Genomic DNA, 24,410 nt, shown 5'->3' with positions numbered 1-24,410 from the left:
ATCTCGTTCCGGGACCGGCCGACGGCAGTGCGAGGCTCATCGGCCCGTGTGTACTTCACATGGATGGGGCGGGTGCGGCGCACCGACGTGCGTTGACGTGCCCCCGAACCCACTGGTGGCCTCTGCCTGCCCCATGGCAGTCACGTAACGCAGCCAGCAGCACCTGGCTTCAGGTCATGCGCCCTCTGGCCGTGTGGTTCGGTGAGCACACCGCCCCTCCGCCGGCCGGGACGGGCGGGCCCCGCTGCCGTTCGTGACAAAGTGCGTCGGCACCCACCGCGGACGGCGCCGGCCCCGTGGCACCATGCGCCGCATGAAAGCAGCGTACATAGAGGAGTTCGGGCCTGCGGATGCCATTCGGTTCGGTGAACTTCCCCCGCCCGCGGGCGGTCCGACCGATGTCCTGGTCGATGTCACCGCCACGACGGTCAATCCGGTGGACACCTTCATCCGCTCCGGCGCCTGGCGGACGCCGGTGCCCTTCCCGTTCGTCATCGGCCGCGACGTGGTCGGCACCGTCGCCGCCACCGGCGCAGGCGTGGCCGGCTTCGCCGTGGGGGACGCCGTGTGGTGCAACAGCCTCGGCCACGGCGGACGGCAGGGGGCGGCGGCGGAGCGCGTGGCGGTGCCGGTCGACCGGCTCTACCACCTGCCGGACCGGGTCTCCCCGACGGACGCGGCGGCGGTGCTGCACCCGGCGGCCACCGCCTGGCTCGCGCTCTTCACCCGCGGCGCGCTGCGCACCGGGGAGACCGTCCTCGTCGTCGGGGCCGCGGGTAACGTGGGCAGCGCCGCGGTCGTGCTCGCCGCCGAGGCCGGCGCGCGGGTGCTGGCCACCGCCCGCTCCGAAGCCGAGGACCACTGCCGCGGCCTCGGGGCGGAGGGGTTCGCCGACTACCGCGACCCCGGACTCGCGCAGCGCTGCCGGGATTTCGCTCCCCAGGGGTTCGACCTGGTCGTCGACGCGGCCGGCTGGAACGACATGGACACCGTGGTCGACCTGCTGGCCTTCCGCGGCCGTGTCGTGGTGCTCGCCGGCCTCCGGTCCCGCCCCGTCCTCCCCGTGGGCCCGCTGTACCTCAAGGACGGATCCGTATCGGGTTTCGTCATCTCGCGCGCCACGACCGCCGAACTCGCGGACGCCGCACACACCGTGAACCGGCTTCTGGCACAGGGGCGTCTGCGCTCCCGGGAGGTCGAGGAAGCGCCACTGAGCGCCGCGGCCGATGTGCACGCCCGTCTGGAGCGGGGGCAACTGCACGGCAGGCGTGTCGTCCTGCGCCCGGGCCTCGACGCCTGAACCGGTCACCGCGGCACTGCCGGCCCCCGCCCGTGCCCCGCCATGCCCCCAGCCGCGCTCCCGACGCGCGGCCGCCGAGTGTGCCCGCGCACCGTCCGGTGTCTCGACTCGTCCTGACAACACCGACTTGACGGACCAGCAGGGCTTCCGTTGACCGGGTTCCACGCCACTGGCGACGCTTCCGGCCATGACGAATACCGAACTCGAGAACACCGCACCGGGGAACACCCCCCTCTTCCAGGTCAGCGCCGAGGCGCACGTCACCGCATCGCCGAACGAGGTGTACGCCACGGTCAGCGACCTGCCACGCAGCGGCGAGTGGAGCGTCGAGTGCACCGGCGGGCAGTGGATCTCCGGCACGCCCGCGACCGTGGGCGCAGTCTTCCGCGGTGAGAATCACCGGCCCGAGGAGGTGGTCGCCTGGGCACCCGTCGTACGCGGTGACTGGACCACCGAGTCCGAGATCGTCGAGGCCGAGCCGGGCCGCGTGATCCGCTGGGCGATCCGGGACCGCGCCGGACGGCGGCAGGAGAGCGTCTGGTCGTTCGAGATACGGCCCGCGGACCACGGCTGTGTGCTGGTGCACCAGTTCCGGATGGGCAGGCCCACCGAGGGCATCCGCGGCATCACCGCCGACATGGACCCGGCGGAGCGGCAGAGGTTCTTCAGCGACTGGACGGCCAAGCTCACCGAGGACATCACGGCCACCGTCCAGCGGATCAAGCAAGTCATCGAGAAGAACTGACTCGGGCCCCGGCCCGGTATCCCCGAACCGAACCCTGACTCTCCGCAGCAACCGGCGGGAAGGCGGACACATGCTGCTGCAGCGCATAGGAAACCACGGAATCCGGCTGGGCACGCTCTTCGAGCGCGCGGCGTCCCGGCATCCGGCGAACGTGCTGGTCCTCGACCACGACCTGGACCTGGCGCGGGATCTCGGCCGCCGGGTCACCGTGGCCGAGCTGGCCGACCTGGTGGCCGAACAGGCCTCCCGGCTCTGGGCGGCGACCGTCCGGCCCGGCGAACGCGTCGTGGTCCACAAGTCCGACAGCTTCGACATCACGCTGCTCGCCTGCGCGATCAGCCGCATCGGCGCGGTGCCCGTGCTGCTCTCGCCCCAGCTCGACGGCGAGACGGTGGCAGAGCTGATGCGTCGCGCCGAGCGGCCCCACCTCATCACCGACCAGGCCACACTGGACGAGTCGCTGCCCGAGACCGTCTTCGACCTGGCCGAGAGCGTCCTGCTGACCTCCGGTCACCACGACCGTGCCGTGGAACTCGAGAACTTCGCCGGCGCCCCGCGGGCCGCTCCGCTGACCAGGCCCGCCGACCACCCGGCCCTGATCACCCACACGTCCGGGACCACCGGCATCCCCAAGCTGGCGGTGCACACGGGGAAGACCCTGCAGGCCCGCTACCGCCCGCAGCGGCTGGCGATCGAACCGTTCATCCGCAAGCGGGAAATCATCGCGATGCACGTCTCGTTCGTCCACTCGCGGCTGTTCACCGCCCTGGCCATCTCGCTGCTGAAGGGCTTCCCGATCGTCGTGCTGTCCGACTCGGACCCGGTGCGGGCGGCCGATCTCTTCGCCCGGATCCGCCCAGGAATCCTGGAGGCACACCCCAACACGTTCATGCGGTGGGAGAGCCTGGCGGACGACCCGCGCGAACCGCTGTCCAACGTCAAGCTGTTCAGCAGCACGTTCGATGCCATCCATCCCCGTACCGTGCACCGGCTGCTGCACGCCTCGCGCCGCAGGGCACCGCTGTTCGGGCAGCTCTACGGGCAGAGCGAGGTGGGGCCCACGGTGGTGCGCGCCTTCACCCGGCGGCGCGCTCCGAAGGCGGACGGACGCTGCGTGGGCAGGCCCTTCCCCGGCATGACCGACGTCCGGGTGGTCAGCCGCGACGGGCAGCCCCCCTCGGAATCCAACCCGGGCTATATCGAGGTGCGCAGCGACGGGCGGATCAAAACCTACCTGGGCGAGCCGGAGCGCTACGCCCAGCAGCTCAGCGACGGCTGGTGGCGGATGGGCGACGTCGGCTACCAGAGCAAGTGGGGGTGTCTGCACCTGCTCGACCGCGAAGTCGACCTCATCCCCGAGTTCGGCAGCACGCTCGCCGTCGAGGACACGCTGTTCGCGAAGTTGGACGAACTGACCGAAGTCATCATCATCCCCGGCGCGAACGGCACCGCCGTTCCCGTGGTGTGCACCAAGGACGACAAGCCCCTGGACCGGGAGGCCTGGCGCAGGGCGGTGGCCGGACTGCCCGCGATGGCGGAGCCGGTGCAGTGGAGCCTGGCGGACCTGCCGCAGACCGCCACCACGAAGATCAAGCGACTCGAGCTGGCGAAGCGGCTGACCGCGGCCGGCCCGGGCGATTAGGGAGCGGCATGGCGAAGATGGTCATCGTCGGAGGCGGAATCGGCGGTCTGGCGGCCGCCCTGGCCGTCAGCCGTCGCGGGCACCGGGCCGTGGTGCTGGAGCGAGCCGATGAGTTCGCGGAGATCGGCGCGGGCATCCAGCTGGCGCCGAACGGGCTCAACGCCCTCGACCGCCTCGGACTCGGCGACGCCGTGCGCGCCCGCGCCGTGCACATCGACGAACTGAGGTTCATGGACGGCGTGACCGGCGCGCACGTGGCGAGCATGCCACTCACCGGCACCTACCGGAGCCGGTTCGGCAATCCGTACGTCGTGGCCCACCGCGGCGAGCTGCACCGGCTGCTCCTGGACGCCTGCCGCCGGTCGGCGGCGATCGAACTGCGCGCCGGCAGCCGGGCCACCGGCTACCGGCAGGACGGCTCCGGCGCGACCGTGCTCCTGGACGGCGGGGGCCGGGCCACAGGGGACGCGGTGATCGGCGCCGACGGCATCCGGTCCTCGATCCGGCGGCAGCTCGTCGGCGACGGCGAACCGCGCGTGTCGGGCATCACCGTGTATCGCACGGTCATCCCGATGGAACGCGTCCCCGAGGAGCTGCGCTGGAACGCCGTGACCTGGTGGGCCGGGCCGGGCCGCCATTTCGTGCACTACGCGATCGCCGGGGGCCGGTACCTCAATCTCGCCCCGAGCGTCGAGAACGGAGTCACCGAGTCGTTCGCCGGAGTCCCGGTGGACCGGGAACGGGTGCGCCGCACGTTCGCCGCCCTGGACGAGACGCCACAGCGGCTCCTGGCCCTGGGCGAGGACTGGAAGTCATGGGTGCTGGTCGACCGGGACCCGGTGGACCACTGGACCGACGGGCGGGTGGCTCTGCTCGGCGACGCGGCGCACCCGATGCTGCACTACGCCGCCCAGGGCGCCTGCCAGGCCCTGGAGGACGCGGTCGTGCTCGGCGACCTGCTCGACGACGACACGGACGCGATCCCCGGCCGGCTCGAGAAGTACAACGCCGAACGGCGCGACCGCACCGCCCGGATCACCCACGCCGCCCGGGAGAGCACCCGGCTGTGGCACCCGGCCGGAGCCCAAGCGAAAGCGAGGAATGCGATGTTGTCGGCCCTGTCCGGCACGGACCTGCACGACCATGTGGCCTGGATGCACGGGGCGCACGAGTCCGGCTCCGCCGGAGCCCGGCGATGAGCGGGGGCCACCTGGCGGTGTGCCTCGTGGGCGCCGGGCCGCGCGGGCTGTGCTTCCTGGAACGGCTGTGCGCGAACGAGCGTACGGCGCCGTCCCAGGAGTCCGTCACCGTGCACGTCGTCGACCCGGCCCCGCCGGGCGCGGGCGCCGTCTGGCGCACCGACCAGTCCCGCCACCTGCTGACCAATACCGTGGCGTCCCAGATCACGGTGTTCACCGACGCGGACACGCGCGTCGAGGGACCCGTCGAGCCCGGCCCCAGTCTGTACGAGTGGGCGGCCGGGCCGGCCCGCTTCGAGGAATCGGGCGGGTACGACGAGGCCGTGCTCGCCGAGGCCCGGACACTGGGACCGGACTCGTACCCCACCCGTGCCCTGTACGGCCACTATCTGCGGAGCTGTTTCCGCCGGGTGGTCGCGCGGGCTCCGGCGCACGTCACCATCACCGTGCACCGCTCGCGTGCCGTGGCGGTGGCGGACACCCACGGGGTCCCCGGCGGGCCACAGGGGGTCCGGCTGGAGGACGGGACCAGGATCCACCACCTGGACTCCGTGGTCCTGGCACAGGGGCATCTCCCCGCCCAACTGACGCCAGGTCAGGAACGGACGGCCAGTCTGGCGCGCATCCACCACCTCTCCTATGTCCCGCCGGCCAATCCCGCGGATGTGGACACGGGCCGCGTCGAGCCGGGCGAGCCCGTGCTGCTGCGCGGCCTGGGCCTGAACTTCTTCGACTACATGGCGCTGTTCACCAGCGGGCGGGGCGGTGTCTTCGACCGCGTCGGGGGCCGGCTCGTCTACCGTCCCTCGGGCCGTGAGCCACGGCTCCACGCCAGCTCCCGCCGAGGCGTTCCGTACCACGCTCGCGGGGAGAACGAGAAGGGTGCCTCCGGCAGGCACACCCCGCGGCTGCTCACCCCCGACGTGATCGCCGCGCTGCGCGAACGGTCCCGGTCCGGTGAGCGGGTGCACTTCCGGGCCGACGTGTGGCCGCTGGTCGCCGCCGAGGTGGAAAGCGTCTACTACGGCGGGCTGCTGGCCTCGCGTGGCACCGGGTCGGAGGAGTTCGCCCACCGCTACCTGTCCGCGTCGGCGCCGCAGCGGGCGGCACTCCTGGACGACCACGGCATCGCCCCCGCCGACCGGTGGGACTGGGAACGCCTGTCCCGGCCCTGCGACGGGCGGACCTTCGCCGACCGGGAGGACTTCCGCGGCTGGCTGCTCGACTACCTGGAGCGGGACGTGCGGGAGGCCCGGGCAGGAAACGTCAGCGGCCCGCTCAAGGCAGCGCTGGACGTCCTGCGGGACCTGCGCAACGAGGTCCGCCTGGTGGTCGACCACGGCGGCCTCGAAGGCGGCTCGCACCTCAACGATCTGGAGGGCTGGTACACGCCGCTCAACGCGTTCCTGTCCATCGGCCCCCCGGCCTCCCGCACCGAGGAGATGATCGCGTTGATCGAGGCGGGAATCCTGGAGCTCACCGGCCCCGGCACCCAGATCCGCGTCGACACCGACCGCCCCGCCTTCGTCGCCCGGTCAACCGTCGTGCCCGGCCCGCCCGTACGGTCCCGGCACCTCATCGAGGCCCGCCTGCCCCCGCCCGACATCCGGCGCACCGCCGACCCGCTGCTGCGGCATCTGTTCCTCACCGAGCAGTGCCGCCCCCATCGCATCGATGGGGAGTGCGGCGTCAGTCACGAGACGGGCGGCCTGAGCGTCACCGAGCGGCCGTGCCGGGTAGTCGACGGGCAGGGCCGCCCCCACCCCCGCCGGTTCGCCTACGGTGTTCCGACCGAGTCGGTGCGCTGGGTCACCGCCGCCGGAGTCCGTCCCGGCGTGGACTCGGTGACGCTGGGCGACGCCGATGCCATGGCCCGTGCCGTCCTCGCCCTGAGCCCTGCCCGGCCGGAGCCCGCGCCGCCGGCGGTGGCCACGAGCGGCCGGTTCACGGGGGTGATCGTGTGAACGACATCCTTGTCGACGCGGGACTCCTCTCCCCGGTGCGCGCGGGAACTCCCGCCGAGGCGGCGGTGTGCGACACGGCCTGGCTGCAGGCGATGCTGGACGCGGAGGCCGCACTGGCCCGGGCGCAGGCCCGGCTCGGTGCGGTCCCGCCCCACGCGGCCGAGACGATCACCCGGGCGGCCCGCGCCGAGCGGCTCGACCTGCGGGCACTGGCCGTCGCGGCACGGGAGACCGCCAACCCCGTGGTGGGTCTGGTGGCGGCGCTCAAGGAAACGGTGCGTGCCCTGGAGCCGGAAGCCGCCGAGTATGTGCACCGGGGCTCCACCAGCCAGGATGTCTTCGACACGGGAGCCATGCTGGTCGCGCGCCGCACGCTGGTGCCGATCCGGGCGGATCTGCGCACCACGGCCGACGCCCTGGCCCGTCTGGCGGCCGAGCACCGGGACACTCCGATGGCGGGCCGCACGCTGGCGTTGCACGCGGTGCCCACGACCTTCGGGCTGAAGGCGGCGGGCTGGCGGCAGCTCGCGCTGGACGCCGCCCGGCGGCTCGACGCGGTGGACGCGGCCCTGCCCGTGTCGCTCGGCGGAGCGGCGGGCACCCTGGCCGGCTACCTCGCCACCGCTCCCCTCACCGGGGACGCGGCCGACGCGTACCCCGACCGGCTGGTCGCGGCCTTCGCCGAGGAGACCGGGCTCGCCCGGCCGGTGCTGCCCTGGCATGCGCTGCGCTCCCCGGTGGCCGATCTCGCCTCGGCCCTGGCGTTCACCGCCGGGGCGCTGGGCAAGATGGCCATCGATGTGCAGTCGCTGGTCCGTACCGAAGTGGGCGAGGTCGCCGAACCCGACGCGCCCGGCCGGGGCAGATCCTCGGCGATGCCCCACAAGCGCAATCCGGTCCTGGCCACGCTGCTGCGCAGCGCGGCGATCCAGGTCCCCCCGATCGCCTCGATCCTGACGCAGTGTCTGGTCTCCGAGGACGAGCGGTCGGCGGGTGGCTGGCACGCGGAATGGCAGCCGTTGCGCGAATGTCTGCGCCTGGCCGGAGGCGCCGCCCACACCGCCGTACAGCTCGCTCAGGGGCTGCGGGTCCGGCCCGGCCGGATGCGGGAGAACCTGGAGCTGACCGGGGCCCGGACCAGCGCCGAGCGGCTCGTCTCCGTGCTCGCGCCCCGTTGGGGCGGCGATGCCGCCAGGAAGCTGCTCGACGACGCGTCACGGGAGGCCGAGGAGACAGGGCGCACGCTGCCCCAGGTCCTGGGTGAGGTACCCGGGCTCGGCCTGGAGGCGTCCGAGCTGGCGGACCTGTGCGATCCCGCCGGCTACACGGGTGCCGCCGGTTCGCTCGTCGATCGCGCGCTCCGCCCCGGCCCCTGAACCGCGGCCCCACGGCCGCACACACCGAGAGGCGGCTGTGCGGTGGGCACTCGGCCCACCGCACAGCCGCCTCTCGACGTCGCGCGTCCCGGATGTCACCTGCGGACGAGGCCGGACAGCAGCTCGGCGAAGATGCGCACGCCGTCCCGACTGAGCACCGACTCGGCGTGGAACTGCACGGACGCGAAGTGCGGTCCGCGCAGGGCGTGCACCTCGCCGCTCTCCCCGTCCCGGCTCAACTCCACCGGGCCCACGCCCTCACACTCGACCTTGTCCTCGGACGACCACGCGGCGAAGGTGTTGTAGAAGCCGACCGTCTCGCGTGCCCCGAAGAAGTCGATCTCCCGTTGCGCTCCCTGGTTGGGCACCTCACGGCGCGCCAGCTCGAACCCCAGCCGGGTGCAGAGCACCTGGTGGCTGAGGCACACGGCGAGGAACGGGCGGCGCTCGGCCAGGAGCGTGTCGACGACCGCCCGCAGCCGTGCGATCTTCGGATGCCCGGCGGCCCGGGGGTCCCCGGGGCCGGGGCCGAGCACCACGAGGTCGTGGTCGGCCGGCACATAGTCCTCGTCGAACCGGCATACCGTCACCGACAGTCCCAGAGCCCGCAGTTGGTGGTCGACCATCGCGGTGAAGGTGTCCTCCGCGTCGATGACCAGCACCCGGGCCCCGGCCAGCGCAGGCACCGCGGGGGTGCGCGCGTCGAGCCCGCCGAGCCAGAAGCCGGCGACGGAGGCGTTGCGTTCCGCCAGCGCGGCGCGCACGTGCGGATGATCGGCGAAGCGGGCGGTCCGCCCTCCTTCCAGGGCCGCGAGCAACCCGGCCGCCTTCGCCTTCGTCTCCGCGACCTCGGAATCCGGATCGGAGTGACGCACGACCGTGGCACCGACCCCGATGTCGACGCGGCCGGCCCGGTCGATCTCCGCGGTACGGATGAGGATGCAGGAATCCAGTGTGCGGGCGCCCTGTCCGTCCCTGCCGATCAGTGCCGCGACGCCGCTGTAGTAGCCGCGGCCCTCGGGCTCGTACCGCGCGATCACCCGGCAGGCGCTCTCCAAGGGGCTCCCGGTGACCGTGGGAGCGAGCAGCGTCTCCCGCAGGATCTCCCGCGGATCGCGGGTGCTGCGCCCCTCGATGAGGTACTCGGTGTGTGCGAGCCGGGCCATCTCCTTCAGATACGGCCCGACCACCGTGCCTCCGGTGTCGCAGATGCGGGCCATCATCTTCAGTTCCTCGTCGAGGACCATGTACAGCTCGTCGGTCTCCTTGCGGTCGGCGAGGAACCCCAGTACCTGTGACAGTTCGGGGCCGGAGGCCGGATAGCGATAGGTGCCGCTGATCGGGTTCATCGTGGCCGTGCCGCCGGACAGGCTCACGTGCCGCTCCGGCGAGGCGCCGACGAAGGTGCGGCTTCCGGTGTGCACGACATGGGTCCAGTAGGCGCCGGACTCGGTCTCCAGCAGATTGCGGAAGAAGGACAGGGCGCTGCCCGGGGTGTAGTCACCGATCCGCGCCCGGTACGAGCGCTTGATGACGAAGTTCGCGCCCTCGCCCATGCCGATCTCGTTCGCGATCACCTTCCGCACCGTGTCGGCATAGGTGTCGTCGTCGGGTGCGAAGTGCCCGTCCACCAGCCGGGTCGGCGTACGGGCGAACCGCGGCAGAGCCTCGGCGAGGGGGATCGTCTCCTGGTCGGTCACCTGCAGGGTGAGCAAGGGCGCACCGTCGTCGACGCCGGCGTACCCGCGCTCGCCGATCTGCCGGTAGGGCACCAGGACCAGCGCGTCGTGGCGGGCCCGGCCGTCGGCGGCCGACGGCTCCGGCAGCGGAATGGACCCGAGAGTGGGCCGGCTGCTCACCTCGCCGACGAGCACCTCCAGCTGTCCGCCGTCGCCCGCCGTGGGCCGGTGGAGCAGCGCGAAGGGCGGCGGGTTCGGTGCCAGCACCCTGCCGAGCAGATCGGATGTCACGCGACGACCTCCTTGGCCGTGGAGACGACGGCGCAGCGGCGCGCTGCGTAGTCGAGCGCCGACCGGTGATCGGCGGCGGAGAAATCGGCGATGGCGTCGGCCACCAGAAAGGTCTCGATGTCGTGGGTGAACGCGTCGACCGCGGTCATCAGCACGCCCACGTGCGCATACACCCCACAGATGATCAGCTGGTCACGGCCGTGCGCACGCATGCGCTCGAGCAGGCCGGACCGGAAGAAGGCGCTGTAGCGCCATTTGGTGAACATCCAGTCCTCGGGTGCCGGGGCAAGTTCCGCCGTGATCTCGCGATCGGCGGGGGAACGCCGCATGCCCGGCCCCCAGAAGTCCTTCAGCAGACCGCGCTCCGCGTCGTCCATGTCGCCGGGCTGCGCCGTGTACGCGACGGGGATGCCCCGTTCGGCGCAGCGTGTGCGCAGCTGCACGGCGTTCGACAGCAACGCTTCCCGCAGCGGCTCCGGCAACGCCCGGAGGAAGTAGCGCTGCATGTCGTGCACCAGCAGGACCGCGCGCCGGGGATCGACCGTCCACGACGGGACGGGGACGGGCAGCTCGCCCGCACGGGGCAGTTCGTAGGGTTCGATGGGAGGTATCCCACTCATGTCTTCTCCGCCTCGTATGATCGCGCCGTGCCTACACGCCGAGAGTGGCGCCGCCGTCCACCGTGAGGCTGTGCAGGGTGATGTGTCCGGCCTCGTCGGAGAGCAGGAAGGCCACGGCGGCGGCGATGTCCGAGGGCATGGCCAGCTTGCCGAGCGGAATGCCGACCCGGTACTCGTCGGGCCGACCCGCGATCGTGGTCCGGCGGCCGCTCCCGTCCTGCCACATGGAGCTGAGCATCGGGGTGTCGGTGGAGCCGGGAGCCACCACATTGCACCGGATGCCGTGCCGGGCCACTTCCAGGCCCAGGCACTTGGTGAACATCGTGGCGGCGGCCTTGGAGGCGGCGTACGCGGCCATCTGCGTGCGCGCCGTGCCGGCCGCGTTCGAGGCCACGGTGACGATGGCGCCGCGACCACGCGGCACCATCCGGTTGACCACCGCACGTGACATCGTGAACACCCCGGTGGCGTTCACCGCGAGGGTGGCGTCCCAGTCCTCGTCGGTCAGGTGCCGCGCCTCGGCCAGACGCAGCACCCCTGCCGCGTTGACCAGGTGATCCACCGGCCCCAGCCGCTGTTCGACCGAGTCGATCACGTGGCCGACCTCGGTGCGGTCGGTGATGTCGGCCGGGAACCCCTCGGCGTTCACGCCGTCGGCGGTCAGCTTCTGCACGGTGTGCAGGACCCCGTCCGCGTCGCGGTCCACGACGGCCACCGTGGCGCCGCGGGCGCCGAGCGCGTGGGCCACCGCGGCGCCGATCCCCCCTGCCGCCCCCGTGACCAGAGCGATCTTGCCGTCCATGTAGGTCCTCTTTCATACGAGTTGGGGTGAGTCCGGGGCCGAGGGTGTCCTCAGTCCCCCCAGGCCGCGACCACGGACACGGCCTGCTCCGGGCGCAGCCGCGGGTCGCACAGGCTGGTGTAGTGGTCGCCGACCCGATCCGTGTCCGAGGGACTCTGTGCGCATTCGGTCACGTCGTCCGCGGTGGTCTCCAGATGCAGTCCACCGGCGATCCCCCCGGCCGACAGCACCGCGGACCGGAAGTCCCGTGCCTCCCGCGCGATCCAGTCGAGGTAGCGGGTCTTGCGCCCGTTGGGTGTGGTGACCGTGTTGGCGTGCATCGGATCGCAGAGCCAGACGGCGGGATGCCCCGCTTCCCGCACCGCTGCCACGAGCGACGGCAGCCGGTGCGCCACGAGCTGCGCCCCCATGCGGGCGATCAGTGTCAGCCGGCCGGGCTCGCGCGCCGGGTCGAGGCGTTCGCACAGGTCGAGCAGCTGTTCCGCCGTCATTCCCGGGCCCACCTTGCAGGCGACCGGATTGGCCACCGCGGAGAGCAGCGCGACATGAGCGCCGTCCGGCTGTCGGGTGCGATCGCCGATCCAGGGCCAGTGCGTGCTGGTGAGGAACAGTGCCCCGGTGGAGTCCTCGCGCACCAGCGGTACTTCGTAGTCGAGCACCAGGGCCTCGTGGCTGGTCCACACCGGGGGATCGATGCCCGGTTCCCCCGGCCCGCGGTGCCAGCCCAGATGGCGCATCACCGCGCCGGAGGCGCGGTAGCAGGCCAGCATGCGCTGGGGGTCCGGCCGCCTGGCCATGAGGTCGGGATCAGGCCCGTTGACCATGTGGCCCCGGTAGACGGGGAGTTCCTGGTCACCGACCCACTCCGTCGGTTTCGAACGGGGCTTGCCGAACTGGCCGGCCATCCTCCCGACACGGACCACGGGCCGGTGGGTGCGGCTCTTCAATTCGCCCGCGAGCACGTCCAGCAAGCCCGTCTTGCGGGCGACCTGGGACTCGGTGCACTCCGCGGGGTCCTCGGCGCAGTCACCCGCCTGCACCACGTGGGCTCCTCCTCCGGCGACGACGGCCAGCACCGAACGCAAGGTGCGTACGTCCTCGGGGGTGACGAGCCCCGGGGAGGCCAGGAGCTGCCGCCTCACCCGCCGTACGCTTTCCGCGTCGTCCCAGCCCGGCTGCTGCTGGGCCGGTTTCGAACCGATGTCGAGCACAGGGTTGTCCACTGAAGTCTCTCCCCTAGCGGATGGTTCGGTCCGCGGATATGTCCCGCGGTTGCCGTGAGGCACGGATCGCGCGGGATACCGTGCACGCAGGTGCGGGAGCCGGACGCTCCCACTCCACTGATGGGCCCGCGAACACGCCGCTCTCGGGCAGGCCATGGTCGGAACACGACCGGTCACGGGCCGGACAGACACGGCCCGACGGCCGACGATTCGACCGACAGCCCGATCCTGCAATGGGGAGTGGACCGCAACAACACGCCGCGGTCCACTTCGTCAGGTGCCGGGTTCCGCTCTCCCCGCCCGCCCGTTCCACACCTGGCCCGGGCCGGTCAGCACGGCGATGGCGTGGGCGGCCGAGGCAAGGGTCATATGACGGTGCCAGCCGTCGAACGAACGACCCACGTAGTCCTCGATGCCCACGTTCATGGCTACCTCTCGGTAGTCGTCCCGAACCCGGTCCAGCAGGGGGAACAAGGTGAGCAGCGAAGTCGGCTGGTGCGACGTGAGGTTGGTGAGCCACAGCTGGGGCTCGTTCTGCTGTCCGGCTCCGGCGAGTCCGATCAGGGCCAGCCGCCGGCCGCCTCCCGCCCGCACCCTTCCCGTTCGCCCCGGAGCCAGTCGGACGGCGACGCTCGAGATCAGGCCCGACCGCACGCCACCGCACCGGCCGAACTCGCGCCACTGGACGGGCTGCCTGGTGCCGCTGGCCGCGCGTATGACATCGCCGGCCGGCATGCCCGCCGAGCCGCGATGGCCCGTGAGCGCCGGGTCCGAGACGAGCAGCGGAACCGACTGGTCGACCCGGGCCAGCAGGGGGATGCCCTTGCGCCCCAGACGGTCGAAGAGCATGGGGAGGTTCAGGGAGCTGGCGTCCAGCACCACCGGTCGCACCGGCATCCCCCATTCCGATGCCAGGCCCAGGCACAATCTGACGGCCCGGTCGGACAGAGTCTCCACCTCAGTACTGTCCGGAATCGACGCCCGGCTGCGCAGCGACCGGTCGCCGATCCATGTCGGGGGCAGATGGAGTCCCCAGTCGACAGGGCTGCTCCGGCATCCGGAAGCCGCCCAGACACCGATCGCCTGCTGAGCGTTCAACACCCGCCCCTCGGCCGGGACGAACCTGCGGTCCACGCCGACCGAGTGCTGCCCCGCCTTGCGGATCACCGTGTCCTGCACCACCCAGGCCTCGACCGGTAAACGGGGCACCAGATAGCGGGCGAGCGCGTGGCGCACCGGCGACCAGTCCCACGTCGACTCGCTGATGAAATGGTGCAGGCTCTGGTCGGTCGCCCGGCCTCCGATGAGACTCGCGATATTCCTGATCGACTTGCGTCCGGGAACCTCCAGGAGGCCCCTGACGTACTCGACGCCCTTCTTGCGCTGATCGGCACGCGGCAGGGAAGCCAGGAGCGATGTCGAGATATCTCGCAGTAATTCATCCGGCGAAACGTTCTCACCGAACAGTTGATTCGAATTTTCCCGGCGCTTGTCCATCGTTGCCAGCTGAAACCCGGCTGCATTCAAAAAGGACCCCCCGAATAGCTGTCCCGGCAGGCTCGAAAAGATGACCTGTGGACGGTTGACAAACCATCTGAACACCCTTCGGCCGGCAAGCGCGAGGGCAATCCAGACCAAACGGGACATCACTTTATCGACGAGCCAATCTTGGCACCACCAGACAGGGCGCAGATCTGTCACCTACCCCACCGACGTGCGAAAACGCCCCATGGCGGACGCTGCCGCTTTCCCTGCAGATCAGGAAAAAGTGGGCGGTACACCAAAGGGGCCGCTTTGCCTGATACTTGCGACGGATCCAATTCGGGCGGTCGCGGAAGTCGGCACGCTTTTCAGCGCATGCGGCGGGCGCTGGTGACGAAGACGGTCTCGCCCAGGTGGTCGCCGTTCGTGAGCTCGCGGACGAGTGCGTGGGCGATGTCGGCCCGGGAGGTGAGCGGGCACGGCAACGGGCGCACGGTCGTCCGATAGTCCGTCACATGACTCCCGGAGAGGAGACGCCCCGGGCGGAAGACGGTCCAGTCGAGCCCGGTCTCGCGGACGATGCCCTCCATACCCCGCACGTCCTCCTGGACGGCACGGCTCAACGCGAGGACCAGCGGGCGGATCGCCCGCTGACGACGGAGGGAGACGCGGGAGAGGTCCGGGGCGTCGAGGTCGACGGAACCGACGCAGAGCAGCCGCCGCACACCGTGGTTGATCATCGCCTTGACGATGTTGTAGGTGACCTGGGAGCAGACCGTGACGGGGCTCATCGAGGGCGGCGAGCCGATCACCGAGACGACCGCGTCGTGGTCGCGCACGACCCAGTCCACCGCGTCGGCATCCATGGCGTCCGCGGCGGCGGCCTGCACCCGGAAGTCGAAGAACGGGAAGTCGGCCGGCCGCCGGGTGATCGCGGTGACCGTGTGCCCCGCGGTCACGGCCATGGCCGTGACCAGACGACCCGTGGGGCTGTTGGCGCCGAACACGACCAACTTCATGCGTTCCTTCCTGGCGGAGGGCCGGGTGGCCGGACCTGTGTGCGGCGGGGGGCGCACATGAGGGGGCAGTAGAACATGGATCGAGTACTCGTACATTGTTCGAGTACGTGGATCAATGTACTACGCTGAGTTCGCCCGCGTAGGATGGGCCGGAAAGGTTGGTGGTATCAACGTGGGCAAGTCACGGGGGAACGGTCGTACGGGCTCGGGTTCCGAGCAGAGCATCTGGTTGCGCCGACCGCCTGCGCCACGCCACGAGCCACCGCTGACCAGGACGCGCATCACCGAGGCCGCGATCGCTCTGCTGGACGAGGAGGGCATGGAGCGGCTGACCATGCGCCACCTGGCAGAACGGCTCGGCGTCGGCGCCACGTCGCTGTACTGGCACATCGACACCAAGGACGACGTCGTCGACCTGGCGACCGATGCCATCTTCGCCGAGGCCCCGCTCCCCGACGGGCATGACGGAAACTGGCAGGAGAACGTCGTGGCCCTCCTCTCCGGGTGTCGGGCCATGCTCCTGCGGCACCCTTGGTCCGCGGCGCTGCCACTGCGTCAGCGACCGTCGATCGGGCCGAACTTCCTCACCTGGCTGGAATTCCTCCAGGCCACGCTGTCGTACGCCGGATTCAAGGCACAGCAAACGCAGGCCACCTGTTGGCTACTGTACAACCACGTCCTCGGCTCCGCGGCGAGCCAGTCCAACCTCCAGTGGTCGAAGGCCGAACGGGCCGCGGCGCAGGAGCAGTTGCGCGGGCAACTGGACACGTACCCGACGCTCGTGGAGTACGAGTACATGCTCGACGAGGACTGGGAGGAAAACTTCCACCTGGGCGTGCAGCTCGTCCTCGACGGCCTGGAGGCCCAGCTCCCCGCCACCGGCTGAACAGCCCTTCCCGGCCCGGCGGATGGCCGGAGTCGATCGCTCGGCGGCAGGTCATCTGACAGATCCGCAGGATCCTGCTGGACCCGGGACCGAGCGCCGAGTGTCCTGATCTCATGCGGATTCGCCGTACCCGGCGCGCTGTGCCCCCGCACAGCGCCGGGGCGCCGCAGTCGGCCGAGCCACAGTGAGCGGCGGGCGACACGGCACACGAACAGCGGAGGCCGCGGGCCCCGTTCCCCGTCGCGGCAGACGCGGGCGTGTGGCCGGTACCAGTCAGGACGACATTGGAGCAGATCATGATCACATGCGATGCCACCCAGGACGCACGGGGCGTGATCGGGACAGGGTCCTACGTGCCCAGTCGCGTGATGACCAACAAGGACATGAGCGCCCTGGCCGGGGTGTCCGAGGTGGCCATCCTGCGCAAGACCGCGATTCGTGAGCGGCGCTGGGCGAAGCCCGAGGAGGCGACCTCGGACCTCGCCGTCGCGGCCGCCCGGGCGGCCCTGGAGCAGGCCGGGATCACTGCCGCCGAGCTCGGTCTCATCGTCGTGGCGACCTCCACACCGGACTCTCCGCAGCCGGCGACGGCCTGTGTCGTCGCCGACGAGCTGGGCGCCGGACACGGAACCGCCGCCTGCGACGTCAACTCGGTCTGCAGCGGCTTCACGTTCGCCCTGTCGATCGCCGAGCGGATGCTCGGCGACACGTCGGCCGACTACGCCCTGGTCATCGGCGCCGACGTGTACTCACGCATCCTCTCGCCCACGGACCGCCGCACGATCGTGCTGTTCGGAGACGGTGCCGGCGCCGTCGTCCTGGGCCCGGGCGGCCGTCAGCGGCTGATCTCCACCAGGCTGGCCAGCTTCGCCTCCGCGCGTGAGCTGATCGGTGTGCCCGGCGGAGGCAGCCGTATGCCGGCGACGGAGGAGACGCTGCGCGACGGTATGCAGTACTTCTCCATGAACGGCCGGGGCGTCACCGAGTTCGTCGAGACCCAAGTGGTCCCCGGTATCCGGGATTTCCTCAAGGACAACGGTGTGACCGAGGACGACATCGCGCACTTCGTGCCGCACCAGGCCAACGGACGGCTCCTGGAGAGCATGTCCGACCAGCTGGGCATCCCCCCTGCCCGGATGGCCACCACCGTGACGGAGTACGGCAATACCGGGGCCGCCTCGGTCCCCATAACCCTCGATCGTCTGTCCCGTTCGGGCGCCGTGGCCCCTGGTGACCTGACCCTGCTGGCGGCGTTCGGCGGCGGGATGTCCATGGGGCTGACGCTGATGCGGGCCGGCTGACCGGGATACGTCCGGCTCGGGCTCCGGCTCTGGAACGACGCGTGCCGGATCGTCTCGATCACCGCGACGGCCGGCAGTCGCCGGTGCAACGGCCGCAGGCCGTCCGGCTGGAACAAGGCGGCACGACCGGTTCGCCCGGTGGTGCCGCCGTCCGCGCCCTCGACGCGGTACCTGCACGAGGAAGAGCGTCTCCCCCATCACCGATCGCCGGCGGGAGCCACCGACGTCCCGGGCCGCATCGGCGCCCCGGCTCCCGACAGCGCGGCTCGCACGAGGGCACCAACGGCCCACCGCTGCACTACTTCCCCAAGGTCTCGGGCCCGTCCGCAGCTACGAACACCTCGACGCCACGGCTGCGCCGCACTCAACGGCCGCGCACGCACAACGCTCGGCTGGGAACCCCAGCCGAGCGCCTGCGTGAACCACTCATTGCCCCACCGGGCACGACCTCGTTCGGCGACGCCCCTTACCAGGCCTCTCCGCGAGGCCGGGCGTCCCTCACGTGGCCTACTTCTTACCGATGTGCAGCGCCTCCTTGGCGAAGACCTGGAAGTAGGTGGGAACGCCCTCGGTGGTGATGACCTCGACGCGGGAGCCGATGTTGCGGTTGTCGACCGCCTCCCGCACCAGAGCGTCCGCGAGGTCCCTGCGCGAGGTGAACCAGCCGGGGTGACGGGACTTGCTGACGATGTAGTCGGTGGTGGTCGTGGCGTCGAAGAGACCGGCGGGCCGGACGACCGTCCAGTCCAGGCCGCTGGCGCTCACGATGTCCTCCATCCGGCTGGTGTCGTCGTAGAGGGGGCGGCCCATCTTGAGCAGGATCGGCACGATCACCTTGCGGAAGATGAACGCCTCACCGGGTGCGTCCTCGTAGTTGGCCCCGATCGAGCTGACGCAGATCAGGCGCCGGGTGCCGTGGGCGTTCATCGCCTTGATGACGTTCGCGGTGCCCTCCGAATAGACGGTCACCGGCTCCTTGGTGTAGGGCACTCCGACAGTGGAGATGACCACGTCGTGGCCGGCCACCACGCGGTGCACTTCATCGGCGTTCAGGATGTCCGCCTTGACCACGCTTAACCGGGCGTCGCTCAGCGGGAACGCGTCGGGCTGACGGGTCACGGCGGTGACCTCATGGCCCTCGGCGAGTGCCTGTTCCGTGGTCAGCCGGCCCGTCGGGCCGTTCGCGCCGAATATGACCAGTTTCACGTGTTCCTCCTGTGCGGGACGGCATGGTGCGGCCGCGGGCCTGTGCCCGCGCGAATGTCCACCGGGATTGCGGGGGCGGCGTGGGCCCGCGCGTCCGTTACGCACGGGAGGACTCGCCGCGCACACCGGCTGTCCGGCCCTCTCGGCGAGTGTCCCCGCCGTCCTCACGACCCTGCGCCACCCCCGCCTGTCGTCTCGGATGACGGCTGGGCGACGGACATCGATCGAGCACTCGAACATTGATCTATGACTGGATCAATGTACCACGGGCATTTTCCGAACCCGGCGGACGTACCTGCCCGTTGACATACAGCGCACCCCCGGCCCAAAGGTGCCGCGGATGCGCTGCGTTCCTGCTGTGGTGACGTGTCGTCAGTCCGTATTCCGTCAGTCCACGGACAGGCGGGGGAACTTCTTCATGAGGAAGTCGAAGTCGAGGAACTCGATGGCGGATTCCTGCTGCTGAAGCCCGGTCTGATAGGCGGTGGCCACCTCCACCAGGCGCAGGGCCTGGTACTCGATCGCCTTCCGGTTGTCCGCGTGCACGTTGTTCGGCGCGTGCCGCGAGACGCTGCACGTGCCGTAGGGCGATCCGTTGTGCTCGGATGCCAGGATCTCGACGCTCGAGCCGTTGGGGACGATGAGGCAGCCCCAGTGGCACAGCACGTTGTGGAGAGCGAGGATCGTCGTCTGCTGGCCGGCGTGCGCCGCGGACCCGGAGGTGAACACGGTCGCCACCTTGTTCGCCAGCTTCCCCGGGATGGCGACCGGACCCGAGCGGTCGATGAAGCTCAGGACCTCCGGGGCCGGCAGACCGAAGTGGACCGGTGTGCCGATCATGATCGCGTCCGCCGCCACCAGGTCGTCCAGTGTGGCCACCGGGATGTCACGGGTGGCGGTCTCCAGCTCGGCGTAGGCCTCCTTGTCCAGCACCATCGGGTCCGGGAGCTCGGGGACCTTGAGCAGCTTCGGCTCGGCACCTGCCTGTTCCACCGCGGCGGCCGCCGCGGTGGCGAGCTCGAAGATGTTGCCGCTCCGGGAATGGAACATGATGGCTACCTTGACCATGGAATCTCCTCGCCTTTCGTCGTCACGGGGAATGCGGGATCCCCGGGTTCGAGGCGTCATCCTCACGGCCCCTCGGGCTCTCTGCCCAGGCCTGCGCCGGTAGTTCGTCAGATTCGCGGACGGCTCGCGTCGCCCGGCCTTCCGACAGGCCCGGACCTGACAAACTGGTGGGTGGCGGGTTGAGCGCCCTGCAACGGTGCACTGTTCTGTTTCCATGTCGAATTCCACAGACGAACAGATCAAACTGCCCACCGAACCCGGCGAGATCGCAACGGCATTCGAGCAGGCCTTCAATTCGGGCAGCCTCGAGGCCATTCAACAGCTCTTCGATCCGAACGCCATGCGTGTTCTCACTCCGGGCCAGTTCCTGGCGGGTGAGGAAATGTGGAGTTCGGCCGCTCAGACTCTTCCGGACCGCCTTCCCGTCAAGCTGTCGCCGCGGCACATCTACACGGTCGGTGACACGGCACTGCTGATCTGCGACTACGTGCACGAAGGCACCGGGCCGGACGGAACGCACCAGCGCATCGAGGGCACGGCCGCGGACATCCTCCGCCGTGGCGCCGACGGCATCTGGAGGTGCCTGATCAGCAATCCGCCCGGCACGACCCGGGCCTGATCAGCAAGGGCCCGGCACCACCCGGGCCGGGGTGCGGGCACGGCGCCTGCCTGCGCAGGCCGTGCTCCACCACCTCCCCCTGCGGCCACTTCCCCCTTGACCCGCCCCAACCCGAGGACGACCGATGCCGGACAGCAACCAGGCAGCCACCGGAAGGCCGTGGTCGCGAGCCATCGACGTGCATCACCACATCCTGCCGGACTTCTACCTCGACGAGCTGGCCCGACTGGGCGTCGCGACCATACTTCCCGGGGTCGACAGACCCACCTGGAGCGCGCGCGGCAGCCTCGCCATGATGGACCGGCACGGCATCCGCGCCGCCGTGGTGAGCGTCTGGCCGGGAGTGCCGGCGACCCTGGAGCCCGAGCCGGCCGCGCGGTTCGCCCGCCGGGTGAACGAGTACCTCGCCGAGCTGGTCGCCGCGCACCCCGGCCGGTTCGGCGCGTTCGCCACGCTGCCCTTCCCGCACATGGACCTCGTGCTGGAGGAGTTCGAGTACGCCGTCGGCACGCTCGGGCTGGACGGCGTGGGACTCGTGAGCAACTATGACGGCCTGTACGTCGGGGCCCGCTCGATGGACCCGCTCTTCGCGGCGGCGGCCCATCGGCGCAGTCCGTTGTTCGTGCATCCGACGGTTCCCCCGTCGACCGGCCAGCCGGATCTGGGCCTGCCGGCCTCGCTGTACGAGTTTCCCTTCGAGTCGGTGCGGGTGGCCGCCCAACTCCTCTACAACCAAACGCTGGAGCGGTTTCCGGACCTGCCGGTGATTCTGCCGCACGGCGGTGGAGGCGTCCCCTTCTACGCCGGCCGGCTCGCCTGCGGCGGACTGATCAGCGCGCCGCTCGCGGACCGGCTGCCCGAGGACCCGGTCGGCTCACTGCAGCGGCTCTATGTCGACATCGCCATGGCGGGCGACCCGCATGCCCTTGCCGCCCTGCGGTCCTTCGCCCCGGCGGACCGGCTCCTGGTCGGCTCGGACTTCCCGCTCATGCCCGAGCACTACACGCTCGACACCGGCCACCGCGTCATGAACCACGAAGGGTTCGGCGACGAGGAGCGGAGCCGGCTGGAGCACGTCAACGCCGAGGCCCTCTTCCCACGGTTCCTGCAGCGATTCAACGGAAAGGATGTATGAGACACCGTGTTGGACAACAAGACGGTCTCCGCCTACCTGGACCGCATCTCGGCCGACCGCCCGAAACGTCTGGACGCCGACGCACTGCGGCACCTGCACGAGCGGCATGTGCTGTCGGTGCCCTTCGACAACCTCGACTACCACCGCGGTGCCGACATCCAGATGGACGTACGGGCCGTCGAAAAGATCGTCCATAGGCGCCGCGGAGGCCTGTGCGGTGAGATCAACACGGCGTTCTACATCCTGCTGAAGTCCATGGGGTTCGACGTGACCCTGCACCAGGGCCGCGTCCACCTCCCGGGAGGCGGGACCACAGCCCCGTACCACCACGTGGTGATGACGGTGGCGGTCGACAACCGCCGGTGGATCGCCGACATCGGGTTCGGCAAGAGCAGCCGCCGCCCTCTCCTGCTGGACTGCGACGGACCCCAGCCGGATCCGCACGGCGAGTTCACCACGCGGCGTCTGGACCGGCGGTCCGTCGAGGTCCTCCGCAACGGGACACCGCAGTACATCCTCTACGAGGAGCCGGTGGAACTGGCCGACTTCCACCAGACGATGTGGTGGTACCGGACCAGCCCGGACTCCCCGTTCCTGCAGACCCTCGTCTGCTCGCTTCCCCTTGAGGACGGCTGGGTGATCCTGCGGGACGACCGGCTGACCGTCGTTTCCGGAGACCGGAAGTGGACCGAGGAACTCGACGACGACACCGCGGTGCTGGCGGCTTACGAGAAGTGGTTCGGCATGAAACTGGAAAAGCGTCCGGTGCCGACCCCGTACACGAACGACTCGCTCCGTTTCTCGTTCGACAGCCACTGACATCGCACACCGACAGGGGAAACAGCATGCTGGACGAAGCGACGACGGTCGCCTATCTGCACCGCATCTCGGCCGGCCGGCCCGACCGGCCCGACCTTGCCGCGCTGCGCCACCTCCACGAACGCCATGTGCTGTCGGTGCCCTTCGAAAGCCTCGACTACCACCAGGGCAAGGAGATCTACTACAAGGACGAACGGATCGTCGAGAAGATCGTGCACCAGCGCCGCGGCGGAGCCTGCGGAGAACTCAACAGTGCCTTCTCGTTCCTTCTGGAGGCCCTGGGCTTCGTCGTGCACCTCCGGCACGGGCGCGTCTGGATCGGTGGCCGGCTGCGCGATCCGTACAACCACATGCTGCTCACCACGGAGATCGAGGGGCGGAGCTGGCTCGTCGACGTCGGGTTCGGCAAGGGCAGCAGGTATCCGATCGCCCTGGACACGCCGGAGGCCCAGAGCGATCCGCACGGCGTGTTCTCCGTCCGCACGGTGGACGAGCGCGCCACCGACGTCCTCCGCGACGGAAAGCCGCAGTACCGCTTCTACGACGACCCGACGTCCCTGTCCGACTTCGACCAGCCGATCCACTGGTATCGGACCAGCCCGGACTCGATGCTTCTGCAGAACATGTTCTGCTCCCTTCCGACCGAGGACGGCTGGGTGATGCTCAAAGACGATGTGCTGACCGTCACCCGCGGAAAGGAGACCACCACCGAGCAACTCGCCGGCGACGCCGCGGTACTGGACGCGTACGAGAAGTGGTTCGGCATCACGCTGGACGAGCGCCCCACGCCGAGCCCGTACTTGCGGGACTCCGTACGCATGGCGTTCGAGGAGAAGTAGGCGCCGCAACTCTCCGAGCGCCCCGAATCCAGCACCGAGGAGGACTTCATCATGCCCGCATGGGATCTCGTACCCGTCAGTCCATGCAGCGTCGCACTGGCGTTGCCCGAGAAAGTGGTCACCAACGCGGAGTTGTGCGAAACCCTCGACACCACGCCCGAGTGGATCGAGGAGAAGACGGGAATTCTGGAACGACGCTTCCTCGAATCACACGAAACAGTCCTCGACCTCGCGGTCGAGTCGGCTGAAAAGGCCATGGCGGCGGCCGGCATCAGGGCTCGCGATGTCGATGTGCTGGTCGTCGCGTGCACGAGCCCGGACTGGATCATGCCGTCCCTGGGAGTGAGCCTCGCCGAGCGCGTCGGCATCGAGACCCCACGGATCCTCGACCTGACGCAACACGCGTGCGCCTCATCCGTGTACGGGATGTACACGGCCGCCTGCCTCCTGCAGGAACCCGGTCTGGAGACGGCGCTGGTCGTCTGCGCCGAGCGGGGCTCCGGCATCACCGATCCGCAGGAGCGGCTCACCCGCATATTCTTCGGAGACGCCGCGGGAGCCGTGGTGCTCCGCAAGACCGACGGCGCGGACGGCCTGCTCAGTTACGACCTCGGCCATGTCTACTCGGACGGTGTCCGCATGCCGACGGCATGGCGTGTGGACCAGGAAGTGCCGACGTCGACGACTCCGACCCCCCGGTCGCCCTACATCTTCATGGATGGCAACGTGGTGCTGCGGGAGGCGATGACCCGAGTACCGAAGTCCTTGAGCGAGGCCCTCTCGCTGGCTGGTGTCACGGTCGACGAGGTGAGCGGCTTCGCCGTTCACCAGGCGAACGCCAAGCTGGTGCGGCGCATCGGGCGCATGGCCGGCGCCGCACCCGACCGGGTCCCCGTCACGGCCGACACCCTGGGCAACACCGCCGCAGCCTCACCACTGACGGCACTGTGGCGGCTGGCCGACGAGGCCCGGACCCGGCGCGGCGACGTCATCGTGATCGGAGCGATCGGTGCGGGCTTCCTCTTCGGCTCGCTCGTCTTCCGGCTCACCACGGACCTCATCGCGGCGGACGTCCCCGGAATGACCCGCCCCGGAGGGAAGTAGACGTCTCCAGGGCTGCCCGAGGGGCTCCGGCCCGGACCGTGTTCACCTGCCACGCCGCTCCCCCGTCCCCTCCGAGCAGCCCGTCGTCAGC

21 protein-coding genes are annotated in these 24,410 nt (G+C 70.4%); 13 read left to right on the top strand and 8 right to left on the bottom strand.

Annotated features, from left to right (window positions below):
* Positions 1-313 precede the first annotated feature (313 nt).
* From ABT112_RS22455 to ABT112_RS22430, 6 genes are all read left to right on the top strand, one after another.
* Positions 314-1,300 (top strand): NADPH:quinone reductase, encoded by a 987-nt coding sequence (locus ABT112_RS22455; RefSeq protein ID WP_351512224.1) that lies wholly within the window; start codon positions 314-316, stop codon positions 1,298-1,300.
* A 187-nt stretch (positions 1,301-1,487) separates the two neighbouring features.
* Positions 1,488-2,045 (top strand): SRPBCC family protein, encoded by a 558-nt coding sequence (locus ABT112_RS22450; protein ID WP_351512223.1) that lies wholly within the window; start codon positions 1,488-1,490, stop codon positions 2,043-2,045.
* Between the two features lie 70 nt (positions 2,046-2,115).
* Entirely contained in the window at positions 2,116-3,687 is a 1,572-nt protein-coding gene (locus ABT112_RS22445) for a class I adenylate-forming enzyme family protein (RefSeq protein WP_351512222.1), read from the top strand.
* 8 nt (positions 3,688-3,695) lie between these two features.
* Positions 3,696-4,886: an FAD-dependent monooxygenase gene (locus ABT112_RS22440; protein ID WP_351512220.1), complete on the top strand. Its 1,191-nt coding sequence runs from the start codon at positions 3,696-3,698 to the stop codon at positions 4,884-4,886.
* Positions 4,883-6,850: an FAD/NAD(P)-binding protein gene (locus ABT112_RS22435; protein WP_351512218.1), complete on the top strand. Its 1,968-nt coding sequence runs from the start codon at positions 4,883-4,885 to the stop codon at positions 6,848-6,850. The genes ABT112_RS22440 and ABT112_RS22435 overlap by 4 nt, the downstream gene beginning before the upstream one ends.
* On the top strand, positions 6,847-8,226 hold the full coding sequence (locus ABT112_RS22430) for a nitrosuccinate lyase (RefSeq protein WP_351512216.1): 1,380 nt from the start codon (positions 6,847-6,849) through the stop codon (positions 8,224-8,226). Before ABT112_RS22435 ends, ABT112_RS22430 begins: the two co-directional genes overlap by 4 nt.
* Before the next feature lie 95 nt (positions 8,227-8,321).
* On the opposite strand, the gene ABT112_RS22425 is transcribed toward ABT112_RS22430, so the two are convergent.
* From ABT112_RS22425 to ABT112_RS22400, 6 genes are all read right to left on the bottom strand, one after another.
* Positions 8,322-10,196 carry an anthranilate synthase family protein gene (locus ABT112_RS22425; protein ID WP_351512214.1) on the bottom strand — a complete coding sequence of 625 codons (1,875 nt, stop codon included), beginning with the start codon at positions 10,194-10,196 and terminating at the stop codon, positions 8,322-8,324.
* A complete protein-coding gene (locus tag ABT112_RS22420; RefSeq protein WP_351512212.1) occupies positions 10,193-10,816 on the bottom strand; it encodes an isochorismatase family protein in 624 nt (207 codons plus the stop codon). The genes ABT112_RS22425 and ABT112_RS22420 overlap by 4 nt, the downstream gene beginning before the upstream one ends.
* A 31-nt stretch (positions 10,817-10,847) precedes the next feature.
* Positions 10,848-11,618 (bottom strand): 2,3-dihydro-2,3-dihydroxybenzoate dehydrogenase, encoded by a 771-nt coding sequence (locus ABT112_RS22415; RefSeq protein ID WP_351512211.1) that lies wholly within the window; start codon positions 11,616-11,618, stop codon positions 10,848-10,850.
* A 50-nt stretch (positions 11,619-11,668) separates the two neighbouring features.
* Entirely contained in the window at positions 11,669-12,841 is a 1,173-nt protein-coding gene (locus ABT112_RS22410) for a 3-deoxy-7-phosphoheptulonate synthase (protein ID WP_351512209.1), read from the bottom strand.
* 273 nt (positions 12,842-13,114) lie between these two features.
* Positions 13,115-14,542: an IS701 family transposase gene (locus ABT112_RS22405; protein ID WP_351512207.1), complete on the bottom strand. Its 1,428-nt coding sequence runs from the start codon at positions 14,540-14,542 to the stop codon at positions 13,115-13,117.
* Positions 14,543-14,691: 149 nt separating this feature from the next.
* A complete protein-coding gene (locus ABT112_RS22400) occupies positions 14,692-15,342 on the bottom strand; it encodes an NAD(P)-dependent oxidoreductase (protein ID WP_351512205.1) in 651 nt (216 codons plus the stop codon).
* A gap of 229 nt (positions 15,343-15,571) precedes the next feature.
* Between ABT112_RS22400 and ABT112_RS22395 the strand changes: the two genes are divergently transcribed.
* Together ABT112_RS22395 and ABT112_RS22390 are read left to right on the top strand one after the other, a co-directional pair.
* Positions 15,572-16,228, top strand: coding sequence for a TetR/AcrR family transcriptional regulator C-terminal domain-containing protein (locus ABT112_RS22395; protein ID WP_351512203.1), 657 nt, complete (start codon positions 15,572-15,574; stop codon positions 16,226-16,228).
* Positions 16,229-16,524: 296 nt separating this feature from the next.
* Positions 16,525-17,529, top strand: coding sequence for a 3-oxoacyl-ACP synthase III family protein (locus tag ABT112_RS22390; RefSeq protein ID WP_351512202.1), 1,005 nt, complete (start codon positions 16,525-16,527; stop codon positions 17,527-17,529).
* Between the two features lie 507 nt (positions 17,530-18,036).
* On the opposite strand, the gene ABT112_RS22385 is transcribed toward ABT112_RS22390, so the two are convergent.
* Together ABT112_RS22385 and ABT112_RS22380 are read right to left on the bottom strand one after the other, a co-directional pair.
* Positions 18,037-18,735, bottom strand: a complete 699-nt coding sequence (locus ABT112_RS22385; protein WP_351512200.1) for an NAD(P)-dependent oxidoreductase — start codon at positions 18,733-18,735, stop codon at positions 18,037-18,039.
* Between the two features lie 387 nt (positions 18,736-19,122).
* Positions 19,123-19,803, bottom strand: a complete 681-nt coding sequence (locus ABT112_RS22380; protein WP_351512198.1) for an NAD(P)H-dependent oxidoreductase — start codon at positions 19,801-19,803, stop codon at positions 19,123-19,125.
* A 214-nt stretch (positions 19,804-20,017) separates the two neighbouring features.
* Here ABT112_RS22380 and ABT112_RS22375 point away from each other — a divergent pair, with 214 nt between their 5' ends.
* The 5 genes from ABT112_RS22375 (at position 20,018) to ABT112_RS22355 (ending at position 24,319) form a co-directional block, all read left to right on the top strand.
* Complete coding sequence (locus ABT112_RS22375; protein ID WP_351512196.1) at positions 20,018-20,422, top strand: YybH family protein; 405 nt, start codon at positions 20,018-20,020, stop codon at positions 20,420-20,422.
* A 124-nt stretch (positions 20,423-20,546) separates the two neighbouring features.
* Complete coding sequence (locus ABT112_RS22370; RefSeq protein WP_351512194.1) at positions 20,547-21,557, top strand: amidohydrolase family protein; 1,011 nt, start codon at positions 20,547-20,549, stop codon at positions 21,555-21,557.
* Between the two features lie 6 nt (positions 21,558-21,563).
* The gene (locus ABT112_RS22365; RefSeq protein ID WP_351512192.1) at positions 21,564-22,376 is read left to right on the top strand and encodes an arylamine N-acetyltransferase family protein; all 813 of its coding nucleotides are present in this window, start codon (positions 21,564-21,566) and stop codon (positions 22,374-22,376) included.
* Between the two features lie 26 nt (positions 22,377-22,402).
* Positions 22,403-23,215 carry an arylamine N-acetyltransferase family protein gene (locus ABT112_RS22360; protein ID WP_351512190.1) on the top strand — a complete coding sequence of 271 codons (813 nt, stop codon included), beginning with the start codon at positions 22,403-22,405 and terminating at the stop codon, positions 23,213-23,215.
* Positions 23,216-23,266: 51 nt separating this feature from the next.
* The gene (locus ABT112_RS22355) at positions 23,267-24,319 is read left to right on the top strand and encodes a 3-oxoacyl-ACP synthase III family protein (RefSeq protein WP_351512189.1); all 1,053 of its coding nucleotides are present in this window, start codon (positions 23,267-23,269) and stop codon (positions 24,317-24,319) included.
* The last annotated feature ends 91 nt before the right edge of the window (positions 24,320-24,410 follow it).

This window comes from Streptomyces sp. NPDC002055 (assembly GCF_040296705.1).
Taxonomy (GTDB): domain Bacteria; phylum Actinomycetota; class Actinomycetes; order Streptomycetales; family Streptomycetaceae; genus Streptomyces.
The sequence above is the reverse complement of the archived record's forward strand: the minus strand, read 5'-3'. Positions and strand labels throughout refer to the sequence as shown.